Raw genomic sequence first — 2,100 nt, forward strand, 5'->3', positions numbered from 1 at the left:
CGTAAGTGCCATGGTTGTCATGAAGGTGGAGATGATCGGCTTTTGGAAGATATTTTAAGAATTCATCCACGGTTCCGGTCGTGTTTGCATGCCCGATATCAATTGTTACGCCAATACCATCGATCCCCTCAATCATCCCGAAAAGCTCCCCGGGATCACGGCAGAGAAACTCCTTTATCGAGATCATATTTTCAAGACAGGCAAGCACGCCATATTCTTTAGCAATAGCCCCGATTTCAACAAGCGCTTCTTTCTGAAGCGACCATGCACGTCCGGCATCAAGCTTTGAAAGAGGGGAGAGATATCCCGGATGAATCGTAACCCGATCGGTAAGATCTGCTGCATGTTGGATGCAGAGGCAGATCTGACGGATTGATTCACGCCAGATCGGATAATTCATCGAGGCGAGATTCAGATCGCCATATGGTGCGTGAACCGTAATACCCAGGTTTGTACTGGCAAGCACCTCATCAATCCGTTCTCTTTTTTTCGGATCATCAAGCCGGTAATTCCCATCTGCCGAGATCTCCCAGCCATCATACCCCAGTTCTTCGATCCCATGAACCCACTTTGGATCATCCCAGACTTTTGATGATGAAGAGAAGTAATATCCCGAGATCATACACTGCTCCCAATAGTTTTCAGGATCTTTTCAATCCCGGCACGACATTCCTCAAGAGAAGCTGTATTATCTATCCATATATCAGCACCATCCATTGCATGCACCAGTCCAAAACCACATTCCCGCTCATCACGGGAGAGGAGATCGTCCTCATTCACCATATCATCGGATCTCCCGCGACTGCGGAGGCGTGCAAGCCGAATCTGAAACGGGCAGTCAATAGCAATCAATGTGAAGTCAGAAAACGTTTTTCTGAAGAGTTCAACCTCGGCATCTCCCCTGATACCGTCGATGAGGACAACCGGGGCTTTCTGTTCCCTGACCGCAGGAACAGTCAGTTCTGCGAGAGCGGCCATTCCCCGCTCTTCTCTCAGGCGGCGCGCAATAGTACCGAGATGCTGATCGGTTGCAGGAAGCCCCGCTTCTTCTGCATATCTCCTGATGAGATCCCCCATGACAATAACCGGTATCCCGAGTTCCTCTGCAACCGCTGAACACTCACCCTTGCCGCTCGCCGGTAGTCCGACCAATCCTAGTACCTTCATAGTGAAATTCTCCGTTCTCACGTGTTCTGATAATTACCGGTCGACATAAACAGTCTGCGATTGCCTTTAGTTCATCTGAGGAGAGGGGGGGAACCATACCAAACACTCCCTGCTGGAGAACAAATTCCAGCCCCTCAGCTTCGCGTGATATATATTTGACCTCGTCTTCATAACCCCGGAATAAGGTGACGACGACCTGAAATTCCGGAAGTTCTCCTGTATGATATGCGTTTTTGCATATATTGAGTGTTTCTTTTACCGCAGCAGAATACCGCTCTCGAAGCAGGTTGTCATAACGATTCCATTTTGCCTTGATATCAAGTGCCAGATGATCCACCAGGTGTTCATCCAGGAGTTTTTTAATAACCTTCGGGAAGACACCGTTTGTATGGAGACCGACAAGCAATCCTTCTTGTTTTGATAATCGGGCCAGTTCACAGAGGGCATCTCCCTGGAGGGTCGGCTCACCCCCGGAAAAGACAACGCCCGATACCGCGATCCGGGACGATCGAATCTGCTCGAATACCTGATCGATTGGGCGGTAATCTCTGCCATCCTGAATTTGTTTGTTATGGCAGTAATCACACCTGACCGGACATCCCCTGAGAAAGAGCGTACACACAGCACGGCCTGGCCAGTCCACTGTGCTTATTGGAATAAAACCACCATAATTTACCTGCACATGATCACCGGGTTCTTCTGTATATGGTCTGATTTTGCATTAAAGTATGTTCATAGACAAAAAAACAAATGAATCCAAGTTAGGTTAAACAATATTGATTGTTTAGAAATAAAGTAATTTTGCCCTAATTTTCTGAAATAAAAGGATTTATCAGGTATTTTATCATACCAATTCCTATGACTTTACTGGAAGATGCCAGACGCGGCATCATCACAGACGAAATGAAGATCGTTGCACAGGCAGAAGGCGTG

The 2,100-nt window shown here is 47.5% G+C and carries 3 protein-coding genes; all 3 read right to left on the reverse strand.

Annotated elements, in window-relative coordinates:
* A partial coding sequence (locus QCH34_RS11335) for a sugar phosphate isomerase/epimerase family protein (protein WP_300334232.1) occupies positions 1-622 on the reverse strand: 622 nt, incomplete at its 3' end.
* Entirely contained in the window at positions 619-1,152 is a 534-nt protein-coding gene (locus QCH34_RS11340; RefSeq protein WP_366898616.1) for an AAA family ATPase, read from the reverse strand. The genes QCH34_RS11340 and QCH34_RS11335, both read right to left, overlap by 4 nt.
* The gene (locus QCH34_RS11345) at positions 1,121-1,849 is read right to left on the reverse strand and encodes an anaerobic ribonucleoside-triphosphate reductase activating protein (RefSeq protein WP_300334237.1); all 729 of its coding nucleotides are present in this window, start codon (positions 1,847-1,849) and stop codon (positions 1,121-1,123) included. Before QCH34_RS11345 ends, QCH34_RS11340 begins: the two co-directional genes overlap by 32 nt.
* Positions 1,850-2,100: the final 251 nt, after the last annotated feature.

Source organism: Methanocalculus sp. (genome assembly GCF_029762515.1).
GTDB lineage: Archaea > Halobacteriota > Methanomicrobia > Methanomicrobiales > Methanocorpusculaceae > Methanocalculus.